Below are 14,957 nucleotides of genomic sequence, written 5' to 3'. Positions count from 1 at the left end.
TCTCCCAAATGGCTTCGTCAAACCCTTGACCTCTCGTGTAAAGCGCTGATACACCTTAAGGGCAGAAAGCGTTTTCCTACTGCCAAAAGCCCAAGCCGGATCTTCAGAAGCCGGATGACTGCCGCGTAGGAATGAAACGTTCCAACTGTCGTCCGGCAGACTCAGCTGCCGCCGCATCAAAGGAGATGTTCTTTTGGCTAATCCCTCGCAATGTACCCTTCCATCCCGGGCCGGCCGAGCCTGGAAAGCCGCCCCCACGGCACTGGCCGCCTCACTCACGGCTGCCGTGCTGGCATTCACGGGCGCTCCCCTGGCCGAGGCTGGGCCAAGCACCGCCCCAGGCCAGTCCGGGAAGGCGGAGCTCAAGCGCCAAGTGGAAAACCTGGACCGCGCACCGGTTGCGGTCCTCACGGACCAGGGCGTCACGCTGGGCTGGCGCATGCTGGGCCTTGACCAGGACAGCGTGGGCTTCCACGTGATCCGCGACGGCGTCCAGCTCACGGAAGAGCCCATCCGCAACACCACAACCTACGTTGACCCGGCCGGGACGGCGGAGTCCAAGTACGCGATCAAGACAGTGGGCAACGGCAACGGCCAGGACAAGCTCAGCGGCGAGTTCACTCCATTGGCGCAAAACTACCTGTCCATCAAGCTGGACAAGCCGGCCGACGGCGTCACCCCCACCGGCCAGGCGTACACCTACACCGCCAACGACGCGAGCGTTGCGGACCTGGACGGGGACGGCAGCTACGAGATCATCCAGCTGTGGAATCCCTCCAACGCCCAGGACAACTCCCGGTCCGGCCACACCGGGAACGTCTACGTGGACGCCTACAAGATGGACGGCACCAGGCTGTGGCGCATCGATCTGGGACGGAACATCCGCGCCGGCGCCCACTACACCCAGGTGCTGGCCTACGACTTCGACGGCGACGGCAAGGCCGAGGTGTCCATGAAGACGGCCGACGGCACCACGGACGCCGCCGGCACGGTAATCGGCGATGCTGCGGCCGACCACCGCAACAGCGGCGGCTACGTGCTGTCCGGGCCTGAGTTCCTTACCGTATTCAACGGGGACAGCGGCACCATCATGGACACCGTGGCCTACGATCCGCCGCGCGGCAGCGTTTCCGCCTGGGGCGACGGCTACGGCAACCGCGTGGACCGGTTCCTGGCCGGCGTGGCCTATCTGGACGGCGAAAAGCCGTCCATGATGTTCAGCCGCGGCTACTACACCCGCACCGTCCTGGTTACTTATGACCTGGTGGACGGCAAGCTGGTGAAGCGCTGGACCTTCGACTCGGACATCGAAGGCTCGCAGTACAAGGGCCAGGGAAACCACAACCTGTCGGTGGCCGACGTTGACCACGACGGCAAGGACGAGTTCGTCTTCGGCTCCATGACCATCGACGACGACGGCACGCCCCTGTACAACACCAGGCTGGGCCACGGCGATGCCATCCACACCAGCGACTTTGACCCTTCCCGCCCGGGCCTTGAAGTTTTCGCCGTGCACGAAAGCATGAGCCAGAGCGGCAACCGCGGCGCCACCTTCCGTGACGCCGCCACGGGCGAGGTCATCTGGAGCATTCCCGCTGTCAGGGACACCGGCCGCGGAGCCGCGGGGGACATCGACCCCCGCCATGCCGGTGCCGAAGGCTGGGCTGTGGGCGGCGATGCCTCATGGAACTCGCCGCGGGGACAGCTGATGTCTGCCAAGGGGGAGCTGATCGCCGAAAAGATCCCGGCCGCGAACTTCCTGGCCTGGTGGGACGGCGACCTGCTCCGCGAGATCGTGGACCACGACTTTGATGCCGCCGCGGGAGTGGGCGTGCCCAGCATCTCCAAGTGGAACTGGGAAACCGAGAGCAGCGACAGGCTGCTGACCGCCACTGGCGCCAGGACCAACAACCACACCAAGGGCAACCCCGCAGTCCAGGCCGACCTGCTGGGTGACTGGCGCGAGGAACTGGCGTTCCCGTCGTCGGACAGCACGGAACTGCGGATCTACACCAGCACTTCGCCCACCGAGGTCCGCCTCCGTACCCTGATGCACGATCCCACCTACCGGACCGGGGTGGCCCGGGAGGGCGTGGCCTACAACCAGCCGCCGCATCCGGGGTTCTTCATCGGCGAGGGCATGGCAACTCCTGCTGCGCCCTCTGTTACCTACGCAGGCGCGGAGAAGTAAGGGCCGGCAGCAGCAATAGAACGGCAAAGCGCCGCCCGCCTCGGGGGAGAGGCGGGCGGCGCTTTCGTTGTGCTGCCGTGCAGGTCAGTGCTGGCCGAGGTTGCCGCCAACAGGCGGCAGGCCGCCGTCGGGCCGGCGGTCGTCCCTCAGGCGCTCGGCGGCGCTCAGGTTCTCGCCCTCAAGCGTTTCGTCCGACTCGCCGGTGGCATCCACCAGGCCGTTGGTCTGGTCGAAGGGGTGCCCGATCCCGGTCGTCGCCGCCCAGGTCGGCAACGGAGCCCGTGGAGCCGGCTGCCGCCGTCGTCCCCGCAGCGGTGGTACCCGTTGTTGTGGTGTCAGCGCCCGCCGTGCCCGCGGCAGTCGTGTCTGTGGTGACGGGGGTGACGGTTGCAGGCTCCCCCGTGGCGGCCGGCGTTATCGTTTCATCGGCAACGGCGGTTTCGCCCTTGCTGCCGCCTGCCGCCATCGCGGCTGCTGCGCCCGCTGCGGCGGCAACCCCAACGCCTGCTGCCACCTTGCCGGAGACGCCTGCCTTGCCCGAGTCGCCGCGCGAACCTGCGGCGTCTTCCACGCCCGGGGTGCCGACGGGTGCTCCGGAGCTGACGCTGCCGCGCCATGCACCGCTGGCATAACCTTCATCCTCGATGAATTCCTTGAACCGCTTCAGGTCAGCCTCGGCCTGGCGGTCCACTACGTTGAGCTTGTCGCCCACCTTTTCAATCAGTCCCTCGGGCTCGTATTCGAGCGTCAGCTGCAGGGAGGTCTGGCCGCCGCCCACGTCCTCGAACTCCACGGCGCCGGCGTTGGTGGCGCCTTCGGTGGCGGCCCAGGCGATCTTGCGGTCGGGGACCTGCTCCAGGATCTTGGCCTCCCACTGCCTGCGGACGCCGCCGATCTCCGCCACCCACTCCAGCCGATCATCGTTCAGCTGGGTGACGCTCTTGACGCCGCCCATGAAGTGCGGGAAATCCTCGAACTGGGTCCACTGGTTGTAGGCCGTGCTCACCGGTACGTTCACCAGAATGCGTTTTTCCACCTTCGTGCTCATAACGTCTCCTTCGCTGTGTCACCGGAAACTGATGAATCGGTAAAAATCATCAGCATGCTTACCAACATACCTTTTGGGCGCGCTGGTTTCCAGAGCGGGAAGGGACGACGGCGGCAGCCGGCGCCGTTGGGCCGGGCCAGGCATCTGGCCGGGTACCGTCAATGCTGGCCGAGCGTGCCGCCATAGGGCGGAATAGGGCCGTCGTCATGCCGGCGCTGGCGGCGTTCGCCCGAACTGTAGTTTTCGCCGTCCACTGTCTCGTCCGACTCGCCTTCGAAATCGACCAGGCCGCCCGTCTGGTCAAACGGGTGCGAGAACCGGCTGTACGGTGTCTCCCCGGCAACAGGTTCACCGGTCCGCGCGCCCTCCCCGCTTTGCTGGACTGCACCTTGCCGCTCGACGAACTCCTTGAAGTCCTTCAGGTCGTGTTCGGCCTGCCGGCCCACCATGTGGACCAGCTCGCCCACCTTCTCCACCAGGCGCACGGGCTGGTACTCCAGCGTCAGTGCCAGTTCAGTCCTGTTGCCGCCCAGGTCCTTGAACTCCACGGCACCGGAATTCGCCGGGCCCTCGGTGGATGTCCAGGCCACCCTGCGGTCCGCGGCCTGCTCGGTGATTCTTGCCTCCCATTCGCGGCGGGCTCCGGCGATGTGGGCCACCCACCTGAGGCGGTCATCACCCAGCCGGGTCACGCTGTCCACGCCTCTCATGAACCGGGGGAAGTCCTCGAACCGGGTCCACTGGGTGTACGCGGTGCTGACCGGCACATCGACCACAATCCGTTTCTCCACTTTCGTGCTCATCATGTCTCCTTCGACCGAACCGCATGTGATGAAGCAACTGAGGCCATCAGTAATTCCTAGTCTGCTCCGCCTTGGCCCGTGCCACCACCCCTTCCATGCGCGGCGGGTCAGCCCGGGAGCTGGCCGCCTATCAGCGCCAGGTTCTGGATGACGGCGAGGCCGAACTGGGATGCGTCATTGGTGGACACCGTAGGCGCCTCGTCCACCGGCAGCAGCACGTGCGGCGGCTGGATCTTCCGCAGCGTGAATGCCGACTGGTGGTTGAGGTGCTCGCCGCCCTCGGAAAAACTGGACCAGGCCCTCGCCGCGAGTCCGGGATCCTTGAGCCTGGCCGCTGCATAGGCGGTCAGCCGGCTGTGGGCCTGCGTGAGGTAAATGCCGTCCAGAGGCTGCCCCACGGCCTCTACCTGTTCCTCCTTGGTGGCCAGGAACAACCGGCAGTACTGCAGCCACGCCCGCTCAAATTCCGGATCCTGGACAAGGTCCACCAGCTCGCTGCAGATCTCCGCCAGTCCGAACACGGCGCTCAAGTGCGAGACCTGGATCGTTTCCCGGCCGGTATCGAACCTGCCCTTGTCCAGGTCGTAGAGTGCCTCGCCGGTCAGGAATCCGTACTTGAGGGCGCCGATATCGGCCATGGTGCCCAGGAGCCGGTCCCGTGAGCGCGGGTTGCCGGTGCGCTCCCAGTCCGTGAGCCAGGTGGCGGCGAGCGAGCCCCAATCCGTACCGAGTCCCACTCCCAGGGCGCTGCGGTCCGGCCGGTAAGTGCCGGCATCGGGGCGCACCTTGCGGACAGGGTCCAGGCCCAGGAAGTTCTGGTCACTGTCCACCAGTTCTGTCAGCAGGTCCCCGGTGTGCTCGTCTGCCGTGAGGTAGTAGTAGAAGCGGCGGTAGGCCGGCGTGCTGATCCGCAGCTGCTTGGCGCTGCAGCCCCAGTGCTGGACGTTGTGCCGCGAGCCCAGGCCCTTCCATGGCCCCAGGTGGTACACATCCACGTCGCCCGTATGCCGGGTCATGGCCTCGGCGAAGCGGAAAATGTCCCCCCGGCCCGAGCGCAGGTACGAGTACCAAAGCCAGAGGTCGGGGGACAGTTCCGAATTGTCCCAGGCGTAACCACCCACGTCGTAGCGCCACACATGCCTGTCGTGGTCGTAGGTGTGCATCACGTCGCCGTAGTTCCAGAAGCCGTACCAGCGCCGCTGCTCCACCTGGCCGGAGTAGAAATCGACGAGGAAGTCCAGGTGGTCCTCAAGTTCGGCCCGCGCAGGGGTGCTGCGGTCCACCGGGTCCCAGTCGCCGAAGACGCCCACGGAGTGCAGGTACTCCGGTGTGGGCTGGAGCAGGGCGGGGGTGGAGGCGGCGGCTGCATCCGTTGCGAGGAGTTCGGTTGCCGGGGTGCCTTGGTAGGCGAAAAGAGTTAACTCGTGTGTGCGGGAAATTCCCCTGGCATTTCCAAAGCCGGGCTCGTAGTCCTCATAGGTGATTTCCAGTCCTTCGAGCTGTTCCTCGAAAGTGTCCTGGCCCAGGCCGTCGTGGTAGAAGCGCAGGTCCATTGGCTGGGCTTCGGGGGAGTACAACCATGCGGTGAGCGTGGCCTGGTCCGTCGCGGCGCCGCGGATGTCCAACTGGCCGGGGTGCGACTGCCAGAAATCCTTAACACCCACTCCCAAGCCCCCGCTGGTATCGCTGAGCGAGCAGAAGCCGGCGGACCTGGTTCCGCCGGAAATGCCCACCCACGCATGGCCGGGAGCAGTGCGCTTGCGGAGCTCGTACCCGTCCGCGCTGAGCTGGCTGAGGGTGTAGTCGTTCCACGCAGGAATCAGGTGCAGCCGTTCCGAAACCTCGGGATTCCAGCCCTGCATGTCAGGGGTGGGGCGGCCTTCCACCTGCGCGCGCCGGACTTCTTCGCCGGGGTCCCGGCGCAGGCCCGTCAGTCCGCGGACGCCCTCGAGGAGGAAGCCGCCGTCGGCCCCGGCGATCCGGACGTGGCGGTTGTGGAGTTCCGCCGCCAGCGGCACGGTGAAGCGGACGCCCAGTCCGGCAAGGAAGTCCCGGTCCGCATCGCCGTCCCAGATGAAGGAATGCACCATCCGGACGCTGCGGGCACCGGCGTAAAAGTAGAAGCGAACCACGAACGGGAGCCAGCTTTCCCGGGTGCTGCCGGGTGTGTCAGGGGAATGCTGGCCCTCCAGCCGTACCACCGCACGGACAGGCCCGGTTTGTTCAAGCACCACGGCGGAAACCCCGCCCGTGAAGGATTCGCGGCCCACCGTGCCGGCACCTTCAACAACACCGTCCTGAACCAGGCTGACCAGGCGGGCGTCGCGTGCCACTTCAACGCCATCGCGGAGAAGGCTGCTGAAGAGGGCTGAACCGCCGCGGTTGATCACCATCCGCAGTGTGCCCGTGTCCACCGTGAGTGCCCCGTCCGTTTCCGTGACGGTGACCCGGCTGACTGCGGTGACCCCGCTGACTCCGCCAGCGTTCGACGGCGGCAGGCCGGCTTTGGCGGGTGGGGCGCCGCCGTCGGAGGTTACGTGGTACGCCTCGGCAGGAGAAGCAGTGGCGGGAAGTGCGATGCCCGCCCACTTCAGGGATCCGTCCGGCCACGTGGCCAGGGGCCAGGCCTGGCTGGACACTGGGGTGCCGGCGGCGTCCGCCACGTTGAGGGTGCTGGCCGCCGCGACCGTGCCCCGGGCAAAGGGCATTCCAAACGTGGTTCCCCCGCTTGCTTCAGCCGGGGCGCCGCTGTCGATCCACCTGATGAGGGTGCTGTCCGTCATGTGATCCGTTCCCGTTGTCCGGTTGCGCCGAAGCGTCTGCTGAAAGCGCTTTCTGATTCGTTTCAAAAGTACTCGGGGGACCGGAAGCGCCGCAAGGGGGACGCGACTCTGGAGTTTTCCGCCTGCCGCACTCCACGACAGGTCCCCGCGCCGGAAAGAGGGGACGAAAGACCCTGAAACCAGCACCCGGAAGCCATGAAGCTTGTACTGGACGCAGGGGACGCGGCGGTCTCAGTACGCATGTGGGGCGCCACCCACAGCAACCCAACATCACACCAATACTGAGGGAGCAAAAAGAAAATGTCTGCGTCATCCGCCCATCCGGGCATTGGTGCCGGCCATCATCGAACGCCAATCGAGATCACTGCCCTTGTTGCGGGCGGTATCTTCGCCGTTGTGGGCATCCTGGGATTCATCCCCGGCGTCACCACGAACTATTCGGAACTTGCCTTCGCCGGCCCCGACTCCGGTGCCATGCTGCTGGGCATCTTCCAGGTTTCCATCCTGCATAACATCGTCCACCTGCTCTTCGGTGCGGCGGGCCTGCTCATGGGCAGGACCGACACCCAGGCGAAGTACTTCCTGGTGGGAGGCGGCGTGGTGTACCTGGCGATCTGGCTTTACGGCCTCCTGATTGACCAGGCATCAACCGCCAACTTCATTCCGGTCAACACCGCCGACAACTGGCTGCACGCCGTCCTCGGAGTAGTCATGGTGGGTGCGGGACTTGCAATGGGCCGCGCCAACGCCAACCGGGGGTGAAGGTGCGGAGGTGACGTGGCCGGGTCCCGCCTGAGTCAGGCTCGGTGGGGACCCGGCCACTGCCATGTCCATGTGACTGCCGTGCCCGGCCACTGCCAGTGTTCGGCCCTGCCGAAGGCGGTTGCCCCGGCAACCCAGTCTTCAGTCGTCGGTGCCTTCCGTCCCGGCACTGCCCGGGTCCGCGCCTTCTGCCGGGTCCTGGGTGTGGACGCGGAGGCCGGCAGGGTCCGCGTCCGGGTCCCCCTCGGCCGGCATTTCGGTGTGAACGCGCTCGTCGTCGTGACCGCTCGGCTGGTCCTTCAATGGGTTCTCACTCATCACTGCTCCTGGGGTCCGGTGGGGGACTGGGCTGAACCATCATTGAGCGCCCCGGGGCCGTGCCTGTCAAGCACCTTCCAGGCACTCTGGCCGTGCCGGACCTTCTGTGCTGGACTGGTGGTGCACTGAGCACCACCAGCCGTCCGGTCACAGGCGGCACCTACTCCAGCAGACATGGCAGGCCGGCACGGACCGGCCAGTGGAAGGAAAACTCATGGCACCGTTCAAGATTGGCTACTTCGTGGGAAGCCTCGCCAGCGGCTCCATCAACAGGGTCCTGGCAAAGGCGCTGATCAAGCTTGCGCCCGAGGACCTGGAATTCACGGAGATCCCCATCAAGGACCTCCCGCTCTACAGCTACGACTACGACGCAAACTTCCCGCCGGAAGGACGTGCCCTCAAGGAAGCCATTGAAGCCTCCGACGGCATCCTGTTCGTCTCCCCGGAGTACAACCGCTCCATTCCCGGTGCCCTGAAGAATGCCATCGACTGGGGCTCCCGGCCGTGGGGAACCAACTCCTTTGCCCGCAAGCCCACCGGAATCATCGGGGCCTCGCCCGGCAGCATCGGCACAGCCGTCATGCAGTCCTCCATGCGGAGTGTCCTGAGCTTCCTGGACGCGCCCCAGCTCAACGCGCCGGAAGCATATATCCATTACGACGCCGCGGTGTTCGGTGAGGACGGCGAGGTCAAGGATGAGGGCACTGCCAAGTTCCTGCGGCACTACATGGACGAGTACGGCGCCTTTGTTGCCCGCGTCCTGGCAGCCAATGCGCCGGGCCACATCGGCGACATGGAGCCGGACGAGGCCAAGCTCTCCAGGTAGGAGCGGGGAGATCCCGCGCGAATAATCGCGAATAATTACGGAGGCCCGCGGTCCCAGTACCGCGGGCCTCCGAGCTTTTCAGTCCAGGGGAAGCGTCACCGTCACGCTGGTGCCGTGGCCAGGGCTGGAATTGATATTCACTGAACCGCCCGCCTCCCTGACGGCTACGGACATCAGCCGCAGGCCGTAGCCGTGGTGCCGTCCGCAGGTGGCGCGCTTGCTGTCAAAGCCTGTGCCGTCGTCGGCCACTGTCAGGCGGATACCATGATCGACGGCGGCGAGCTGGACGGTCAGGCAGGAGGCTTCCGAGTACTTATAGGCGTTGCTGAGGGCTTCGCGCGCTGACTGGTAAAGAAGGGATGCGCAGTCCGCCGGAATCTCGATCCCCCAATGCGGAGTATCCCAGCGGACCGCGGTCCCTTGCCGGCGGAGGGGCCGCGTGAGCCGGTCAATGCAGCCGGCAAGCCCCAACGTGTAGAAGTCCAGCGGATGCTGGTCCGTGAGCACGCCTCCCACGGTGATGACGTCCTCGTCATACGCTGCCTTGTTTCCCATGACTTCCTGCTCCCCACAAGCTGGTTGGTCTGATGGCTCCAGCGTGGACCCGCAAAGTCAACGGGCAGCAAGGTTTGACTCAAGATCCCATCAATTCTTCGTGGCGTTTGCATGGGTTCAGGCGCCGGTCAGGACCGGGGCGGTGAGGACGCCGTCCCGCATGGTCGCCACCATGTCCGTCAGGGGAACGAACTCGGTGTCGTGGGTGACCAGCACGGTTCCCACCCCGAAATCCGCAGTGACCTGGCGCAGCAGGCGGATGATCGAGGCGCTGCGTTCGTGGTCCAGGGCAGCGGTTGGCTCGTCCACCAGCAATACTTTCGGATCGCCCATCAGCGCCCGGGCGATGTTCACCCGCTGGCGCTGACCGCCGGAGAGCTGGTGCGGCAGCTTGGCTGCGCTGGCGGACAGGCCCACGACGTCCAAAAGGCGGGCAGCTTTACTGCGGGCGGCTGCGGCTGACTTCCCGCGCAGGTGGTCGCTGATGATGAGCTGCTCGGCGGCCGTGAGCGAGGGGAGCAGGTTGGGCTGTTGGAAGATGATGCCCACTTTGCTGCGCCGCAGCGCCGTGAGGTCCTTGTCCCTCAGGCCGGCAGTATCGGTGCCGTCGATGATCACCTGGCCGCGGGTGGGGCGGACCAGGGTGGCTGCGGCGGCCAGGAGGCTGGACTTTCCGGAGCCTGAGGGACCCACGAGGGAGACCAGCTGGCCGGCCCGAACGGTCAGATCCACCCGGTCCAGTGCAGTGGTGGTGCCGCCCCCGTCCGGGTATTCGAGGGTCACATTGACCAGGCGCAAGGCGTCCGTGGCGGGAGAATGGTGTTCGGTGTTCATGGGTGGTCCTTCCTAGTTCCCGCCGAGGGCCAGCAGGGCATCGATTGTGGTTACGCGGCGCACGGCCAGGGCAGCCCCGGCAAGTCCCAAGGCAATAATTCCGACGACGGGCACCAGGGTGGTGCCCGGGCCCAGCAGGAACGGGGCAGCCCGGCTGGCAAGGAAGCCGCCAAGGATCCCGACGGCCCCACCGGCCCCCGCCCCTGCCACCAGGACGATCGCAGCCTGTGCCAGCGCGTCCCGGAGGATGTAGGCTGCCGGCGCGCCCAGAGCCTTCAGGACGGCGATGTCACGGGTGCGCTGGATGGTCCAGACCGTCAGGAACGCAACGATCACCAGGGCCGAGATGCCGTACAGGAAAGCCTGCATGAGGGTCAGTGACCCGTTCTCGCTCTTGAACGATCCCAGCGCCTGGAAGGACCCGGTCCGGGAGGCGCTTACCGTATTAGCAGCACCGTCCGCGGCGGCCTCATCGACGTCGGCGCCCTCCGCATAGGTGACGGCGGCCACCGTGGCCAGCTGGCCGCCGTCGGACACGTGCGCCACGTCCCGCCAGGCGGACAGATCTGTCCACACCACGCTGGTATGGGCGTACCACTGGTCCTCCACGACAGCGCTGACGGAAAGCTCAACGCCGCCGATGCCCACCACGTCCCCCTGCTTCAGGGACAGGGCCCCGGCCACCGATTCCCCCAGCACGGCCGTGCCGTCGGTGACGTCAAAGGGCGCCAGCCCGCTCCCGGCAGCAACCCCGAAAACCGCGACGTTAGCCGTGCCTGAACCCTCAGCCACGCCTTGGGCGCGGGTCTGGGTGATCCCCAGCGGTTCGGCCGAAAGGACACCCGGCCGGTCCTTCCAGCTGTCCACCTGGGCGGCAGTCACGGAACTTTCGGTATAGGAGGCTTTGGGAGCGCCGGAACCCGGGGCGCCGAACACCACGGTGTCAACCGGTGAAGCGGCGGCCGCCCCCAGCTTGTCAATGGCCGACGTGGACTGCTCGGCCAGGCCCGCCGTCAGGCCGGAAAGCATTACAAGCAGGAGGGTGATCAGGGCCACCACACCGCCCATCATGGCGAACCGCCCTTTGGCGAAACGGATGTCGCGGATTGCCAGGAACACGTTGTTCTTCTCTCAATCGGGATCATTTGGGGTGTATATCCACTGTCCCGGCCAGCAGTTGCCGGACCATCGCGCACCTGGTTGATATACCCGGGAGGAAAGGTGGAACCGGGAGTCAACCTTTTGATTGATCCCGCGGCGGCCGGGCGCGCATAAGCTGGTGAAATGCCTGCCGACTCTTCCTTGCACCCCTCACAGGGCGCCGGCGTGCACGCGCCAAAGAACCCGTTGAGCGCGGTGGAAACGGCATCATCGGAAGCGATCCTGCGGGTGCTGAGAGTCACGCTGCACACCGGGTTCGCTGCCCTGCTGGTGGTCGGCGTGGTCCGGCTGCTGGCGGCAGGGGCCCAGGGATCCTTTCCCTTTGCATGGACCGGCGTAGCCGTGGTCCTGGCGGGGGTTTACCTGACCGGCACGGTCCTGGAACACCGCCACGCCACGGGCCGCACCGCCTTCGACCCCCGCCGCTACGGGCTCCAGTGGCTGGCCGCGGTGACGGTGCTGTGGGTGCTCTTGCTGGTGGGCAGCGCGGACTTCGCCTGGCTGGCGTTCCCGCTGTTCTTCCTGCACCTGCACCTGCTGCCCCGGCGGGCCGCCCTGCTGACCATCACCCTGATGACGACGGCGGTCATCGCCTCCCAATGGGCGGCGAGCGGTGAGCGGATCCCGCACGCGGCCGCCGTCGTCGGACCGCTGTTCGGCGCCGCGTTCGCCGTCATCACCGGCCTGGCATACGTTGCCCTCTACCGGGAGGCGGAGAACCAGCGGCGGGCGGCCGACGAACTGCGCCGGACCCGGCAGGAGCTGGCTGCGTCCCAGCACCAGGCCGGGGTCCTGGCTGAGCGGGAACGGCTGGCCCGGGAGATCCACGACACCCTGGCCCAGGGCTTGTCCAGCATCGTCCTGCTGGCCCGGGCAGCGGACAAGTCCCTGGCGGACGGGGACGCGGGCACCGCCGCAGCCCGGATGGCGCTGGTGCAGCAGACGGCAGCCGACAACCTTGCCGAGGCGCGGAGCTTTGTCCGCGGCCTGTCCTCCCCGCAGCTCCACGGCACCACGCTCGTTGAGGCGCTGCGCAGGCTCTGCGAGAAAACGGAGTCCGGCGCCGCGGCGCGGGGAACCACGCTCCGCTGCCGCCTTGAGGTGGACGGTGCGCCCGCCGACCTGCCGCAGCCCTACCGGGTGGCGCTGCTCCGCGCGGCGCAGGCCAGCCTGGCCAATGTCCGGGACCATGCCCACGCCGGCACCGCGGTCATCACGCTCACCTTCCTGGGCACCGAAGTCACCATGGACATTTACGACGACGGCATCGGCTTTGACCCCTCCCTCACCCTCCGGGACGGCGGCGGTGAAGGTGGCGGGACGGGCGGGGGCGGCTTCGGCCTGCGCTCGCTGCAGGAACGGGTGGAGGCGCTGCGGGGCACCCTGGACCTGGAGTCAGCGCCGGGCGAGGGGACAGTAGTGGCAATCCGGCTGCCGCTCGATGAAGCTGCGGCAAGGCTGGGTCCATGACCAACGTGCAGGTGCTGCTGGTTGATGACCATCCGGTGGTCCGCGCCGGGCTGAGGGCGATGCTCACCGAGTTTGAGGGCATCACCGTGGCGGCCGAAGCTGCGGACGGGCGGGCCGCCCTGAAGGAACTGTCACGCCTGGCAGTCCTGGGGGAGGCCGTGGACGTGGTGCTGATGGACCTGCAAATGGGAGCGGGCATGGACGGCGTGACGGCCACCGCCGAAATCCGCAGGCTTGCCGCGCCTCCGCCCGTCCTCATCCTGACCACCTATGACACCGACGCGGACATCCTCGCCGCCGTCGAGGCCGGTGCCAGCGGCTACATGCTCAAAGACGCGCCTCCGGAGCAGATCCGGCAGGCCGTCCTTGCGGCCGCGGCAGGAGAAACGGTGCTCGCACCACGGGCGGCGGCCCTGCTCATGAACCGGATCAGCAACCCGGGCACGTCCCTGACGCCCCGCGAGGTCCAGCTGCTCGAGCTGCTGGCCACGGGGCTTTCCAACCGCGCCATCGCCAAACAGGTGTTCATCTCCGAGGCCACCGTCAAAACGCACCTGGTCCACATCTACGGCAAGCTCGGTGTGGACAACAGGACGGCAGCGATCGCCGCCGCAACGCAGCGCCGGATCATCCGGCCGCCGGCTCCCTGAGCATGCATCCGTGCTAGGCAGGGCAGCGCAGGGAAGGAAGACCCTGTCTGCGGGCATCCGGGACGTTTAGACTGCGGGCCATGGACACTTCGCCCCCGGACCCGCAGACTGAAATCCTCCCGGAAGAGGAGTGCTGGAAATACCTGCGCTCCTCCTACATCGGCAGGCTGGCGGTCATCAACGGAAGCACACCGGAAATCTTCCCCGTGAACTTTGTGCCGGCGGAAGGGGCATTGTTCTTCCGGACTGCCCCGGGCACGAAGCTATACTCCCTGCTGGCCGGGACAGCCGTTGCCCTGGAGACCGACGGAATGAATGCATACGGCACCGAGGTGTGGAGTGTGGTGGTCAAAGGCATCCCGGAGCCTGTGGCAGACGACGGGGTGCCCCTGGAGTTATCCGATCCTGACCGGGAACCCTGGGAGCCCGGCCCAAAGGAGCACCTGATCCGGATCAGTCCCACCGAGGTCAGCGGACGCAGGTTCGCCGTCCACTCACGGGGCCGGTGGTGGCCGCCGCTGGACTTCTCCGCGGACTGGACCTGACGGCCATTCCTACTGCGCGAGTCCCTGGCGGGCGTATGAAAGCGCGCTCAAGCTCGCCCCGTGCCTGGCGTACCCTCGTTCAGTAGCCGGCGTCCCTAACCCCCGGCATGCGGAAGAGGCGGACATGACCTGGGAAACCGTCGTCGGGCTGGTGGCCGGCGTGCTGCTGGCATATGCCGCGCTTCTTTTGATGCTGTGGATCTATGCCCGGCGCCACCCCGAAACAGTCACCATGAAGGATGCGCTGCGGCTGCTGCCGGAACTGCTGCGGCTCATCAGGAGACTCGCGGCCGACCGGTCTGTTGCGTGGGGAGTCCGGGTGCGCCTGGTGCTGCTGCTGGCCTATCTGCTTTCGCCCATCGACCTGGTCCCCGACTTCATCCCGGTCATCGGCTACGCGGATGACGCCGTCATCGTGGCGCTGGTGCTGCGTTCGGTCCTGAAGCGGGCCGGCCGCCCTGCGCTGGAACGGCACTGGTCAGGGAGCCCGGCCGGGCTGGAAGTGATCCTCCGCGCGGCAGCCCCCGTCCGCCGTCGGCCGTAAAATCTTTCCGCTGATCGGAGCCATTCAGGCCAAGGGCTGTTAGCGTGAAGGACCAGCCATTGAAGGAGGAGCGATGACCATCAATTCACCAGATTCACTGCCTGAAGACGAGCCGCAGGAGGGTACGGCACCTGCCGGGGGAAAGGGCGACGGCGGTGTTCCCCGCAGCGGCGACGGCGTTGGGATGGGAGCTGACGCTGAACCCAACACCTTTGAACCGGAGGAAGACCCGGACGCAACCGACGGCCCCCAGAACGGCTAGGCGTCACATCGCCTCTGGCTCAAAGTTGAATCAAGATTCGCGGTAAGCCTTCCAAATGGAACTTTGGCAGGATTAAGACCGGGTAAATTTCTATCTGTTTCCACGTTATTCCCCAACACGGAAGCATAGGAGCCCCCGCGCTGGAGCCAGACTCGCGCGGGGGCTTCGTCACTTAACCGGGTCTGCTCCCCCTGTACACAGGGCA

15 protein-coding genes are annotated in these 14,957 nt (G+C 66.6%); 8 read left to right on the top strand and 7 right to left on the bottom strand.

Annotation, left to right across the window (positions count from 1 at the left end; all coding sequences use genetic code 11):
* Nucleotides 1-193: 193 nt before the first annotated feature.
* A complete protein-coding gene (locus ASPHE3_RS17505; RefSeq protein ID WP_013602531.1) occupies nt 194-2,191 on the top strand; it encodes a rhamnogalacturonan lyase in 1,998 nt (665 codons plus the stop codon).
* Nucleotides 2,192-2,369: 178 nt separating this feature from the next.
* On the opposite strand, the gene ASPHE3_RS21290 is transcribed toward ASPHE3_RS17505, so the two are convergent.
* The 3 genes from ASPHE3_RS21290 to ASPHE3_RS17490 all read right to left on the bottom strand — a co-directional run bounded on the left by ASPHE3_RS21290 (nt 2,370) and on the right by ASPHE3_RS17490 (nt 6,825).
* A complete protein-coding gene (locus ASPHE3_RS21290; protein WP_013602530.1) occupies nt 2,370-3,239 on the bottom strand; it encodes an SRPBCC family protein in 870 nt (289 codons plus the stop codon).
* 158 nt (nt 3,240-3,397) lie between these two features.
* Nucleotides 3,398-4,042, bottom strand: a complete 645-nt coding sequence (locus ASPHE3_RS17495; protein WP_013602529.1) for an SRPBCC family protein — start codon at nt 4,040-4,042, stop codon at nt 3,398-3,400.
* A 107-nt stretch (nt 4,043-4,149) separates the two neighbouring features.
* Nucleotides 4,150-6,825 carry an exo-rhamnogalacturonan lyase family protein gene (locus ASPHE3_RS17490; protein ID WP_013602528.1) on the bottom strand — a complete coding sequence of 892 codons (2,676 nt, stop codon included), beginning with the start codon at nt 6,823-6,825 and terminating at the stop codon, nt 4,150-4,152.
* A 300-nt stretch (nt 6,826-7,125) separates the two neighbouring features.
* On the opposite strand from ASPHE3_RS17490, the gene ASPHE3_RS17485 reads away from it, so the two are divergent.
* Nucleotides 7,126-7,587, top strand: a complete 462-nt coding sequence (locus ASPHE3_RS17485) for a DUF4383 domain-containing protein (protein ID WP_013602527.1) — start codon at nt 7,126-7,128, stop codon at nt 7,585-7,587.
* A gap of 141 nt (nt 7,588-7,728) precedes the next feature.
* Here the strand turns inward: ASPHE3_RS17485 and ASPHE3_RS22330 are convergent, their stop codons facing one another.
* Complete coding sequence (locus ASPHE3_RS22330; protein ID WP_167536990.1) at nt 7,729-7,905, bottom strand: hypothetical protein; 177 nt, start codon at nt 7,903-7,905, stop codon at nt 7,729-7,731.
* A 214-nt stretch (nt 7,906-8,119) separates the two neighbouring features.
* Between ASPHE3_RS22330 and ASPHE3_RS17480 the strand changes: the two genes are divergently transcribed.
* Nucleotides 8,120-8,731, top strand: coding sequence for an NADPH-dependent FMN reductase (locus tag ASPHE3_RS17480; protein WP_013602526.1), 612 nt, complete (start codon nt 8,120-8,122; stop codon nt 8,729-8,731).
* A 78-nt stretch (nt 8,732-8,809) separates the two neighbouring features.
* Here ASPHE3_RS17480 and ASPHE3_RS17475 read toward each other — a convergent pair whose 3' ends face one another.
* The 3 genes from ASPHE3_RS17475 to ASPHE3_RS17465 form a co-directional block, all read right to left on the bottom strand.
* On the bottom strand, nt 8,810-9,286 hold the full coding sequence (locus tag ASPHE3_RS17475) for a sensor histidine kinase (protein ID WP_013602525.1): 477 nt from the start codon (nt 9,284-9,286) through the stop codon (nt 8,810-8,812).
* A 117-nt stretch (nt 9,287-9,403) separates the two neighbouring features.
* Nucleotides 9,404-10,120 (bottom strand): ABC transporter ATP-binding protein, encoded by a 717-nt coding sequence (locus tag ASPHE3_RS17470; protein WP_013602524.1) that lies wholly within the window; start codon nt 10,118-10,120, stop codon nt 9,404-9,406.
* A gap of 12 nt (nt 10,121-10,132) precedes the next feature.
* Entirely contained in the window at nt 10,133-11,239 is a 1,107-nt protein-coding gene (locus tag ASPHE3_RS17465; protein ID WP_013602523.1) for an ABC transporter permease, read from the bottom strand.
* Between the two features lie 165 nt (nt 11,240-11,404).
* Between ASPHE3_RS17465 and ASPHE3_RS17460 the strand changes: the two genes are divergently transcribed.
* The 5 genes from ASPHE3_RS17460 to ASPHE3_RS17440 all read left to right on the top strand — a co-directional run bounded on the left by ASPHE3_RS17460 (nt 11,405) and on the right by ASPHE3_RS17440 (nt 14,752).
* On the top strand, nt 11,405-12,751 hold the full coding sequence (locus ASPHE3_RS17460) for a sensor histidine kinase (RefSeq protein WP_081459872.1): 1,347 nt from the start codon (nt 11,405-11,407) through the stop codon (nt 12,749-12,751).
* Entirely contained in the window at nt 12,748-13,401 is a 654-nt protein-coding gene (locus tag ASPHE3_RS17455) for a response regulator (protein ID WP_013602521.1), read from the top strand. Before ASPHE3_RS17460 ends, ASPHE3_RS17455 begins: the two co-directional genes overlap by 4 nt.
* 80 nt (nt 13,402-13,481) lie before the next feature.
* The gene (locus ASPHE3_RS17450) at nt 13,482-13,946 is read left to right on the top strand and encodes a pyridoxamine 5'-phosphate oxidase family protein (protein ID WP_013602520.1); all 465 of its coding nucleotides are present in this window, start codon (nt 13,482-13,484) and stop codon (nt 13,944-13,946) included.
* A 124-nt stretch (nt 13,947-14,070) separates the two neighbouring features.
* Nucleotides 14,071-14,490, top strand: coding sequence for a YkvA family protein (locus ASPHE3_RS17445; protein WP_013602519.1), 420 nt, complete (start codon nt 14,071-14,073; stop codon nt 14,488-14,490).
* Between the two features lie 73 nt (nt 14,491-14,563).
* On the top strand, nt 14,564-14,752 hold the full coding sequence (locus tag ASPHE3_RS17440; RefSeq protein WP_013602518.1) for a hypothetical protein: 189 nt from the start codon (nt 14,564-14,566) through the stop codon (nt 14,750-14,752).
* Nucleotides 14,753-14,957 lie beyond the last annotated feature (205 nt).

It is taken from the genome of Pseudarthrobacter phenanthrenivorans Sphe3 (assembly GCF_000189535.1).
Lineage (GTDB): Bacteria > Actinomycetota > Actinomycetes > Actinomycetales > Micrococcaceae > Arthrobacter > Arthrobacter phenanthrenivorans.
The sequence above is the reverse complement of the archived record's forward strand: the minus strand, read 5'-3'. Positions and strand labels throughout refer to the sequence as shown.

Excerpts from the sequence above, each read along its gene's own strand:
- ASPHE3_RS21290 (WP_013602530.1), bottom strand. The coding sequence starts at position 3,239 with ATGAGCACGAAGGTGGAAAAACGCATTCTGGTGAACGTACCGGTGAGC.
- ASPHE3_RS17495 (WP_013602529.1), bottom strand. The coding sequence starts at position 4,042 with ATGAGCACGAAAGTGGAGAAACGGATTGTGGTCGATGTGCCGGTCAGC.
- ASPHE3_RS17490 (WP_013602528.1), bottom strand. The coding sequence starts at position 6,825 with ATGACGGACAGCACCCTCATCAGGTGGATCGACAGCGGCGCCCCGGCT.
- ASPHE3_RS17485 (WP_013602527.1), top strand. The coding sequence starts at position 7,126 with ATGTCTGCGTCATCCGCCCATCCGGGCATTGGTGCCGGCCATCATCGA.
- ASPHE3_RS22330 (WP_167536990.1), bottom strand. The coding sequence starts at position 7,905 with ATGAGTGAGAACCCATTGAAGGACCAGCCGAGCGGTCACGACGACGAG.
- ASPHE3_RS17480 (WP_013602526.1), top strand. The coding sequence starts at position 8,120 with ATGGCACCGTTCAAGATTGGCTACTTCGTGGGAAGCCTCGCCAGCGGC.
- ASPHE3_RS17475 (WP_013602525.1), bottom strand. The coding sequence starts at position 9,286 with ATGGGAAACAAGGCAGCGTATGACGAGGACGTCATCACCGTGGGAGGC.
- ASPHE3_RS17470 (WP_013602524.1), bottom strand. The coding sequence starts at position 10,120 with ATGAACACCGAACACCATTCTCCCGCCACGGACGCCTTGCGCCTGGTC.
- ASPHE3_RS17460 (WP_081459872.1), top strand. The coding sequence starts at position 11,405 with ATGCCTGCCGACTCTTCCTTGCACCCCTCACAGGGCGCCGGCGTGCAC.
- ASPHE3_RS17455 (WP_013602521.1), top strand. The coding sequence starts at position 12,748 with ATGACCAACGTGCAGGTGCTGCTGGTTGATGACCATCCGGTGGTCCGC.
- ASPHE3_RS17450 (WP_013602520.1), top strand. The coding sequence starts at position 13,482 with ATGGACACTTCGCCCCCGGACCCGCAGACTGAAATCCTCCCGGAAGAG.
- ASPHE3_RS17445 (WP_013602519.1), top strand. The coding sequence starts at position 14,071 with ATGACCTGGGAAACCGTCGTCGGGCTGGTGGCCGGCGTGCTGCTGGCA.
- ASPHE3_RS17440 (WP_013602518.1), top strand. The coding sequence starts at position 14,564 with ATGACCATCAATTCACCAGATTCACTGCCTGAAGACGAGCCGCAGGAG.